The following is a 257-nucleotide window of genomic DNA, read 5'->3' as shown; positions in this document are numbered from 1 at the left end:
TAACGAGCAAGAGCACCTGTTGATGCAGTGGGGGAAACCCCGCGCTGATACGAAAACGTGTCGAGTCAGTGATTCGAGACGGCATTTTCGTGTCCCCATCGTCTAGAGGCCTAGGACACTGCCCTTTCACGGCTGTAACAGGGGTTCGAATCCCCTTGGGGACGCCATCCGATAATGTGTGAAAGACATTATCACTCTGCACCTTCGCGGGTCAGAAACTATCGTAAAGATGACTTTATTGAGTCGTGTTTACGATA

Annotated in this window: 1 tRNA gene; it reads left to right on the top strand. The window is 50.6% G+C overall.

Features of this window, described 5'->3' with window-relative positions:
• The first annotated feature begins 91 nt into the window (after positions 1-91).
• A tRNA-Glu gene (locus tag SPM24T3_RS24190) sits at positions 92-167 on the top strand.
• Positions 168-257: the final 90 nt, after the last annotated feature.

Origin of the sequence: Serratia sp. M24T3, assembly GCF_000257645.1 — a bacterium.
GTDB lineage: Bacteria > Pseudomonadota > Gammaproteobacteria > Enterobacterales > Enterobacteriaceae > Rouxiella.
Note: the sequence above shows the minus strand (reverse complement) of the source record. Positions and strands in the feature narration are given on the sequence as shown.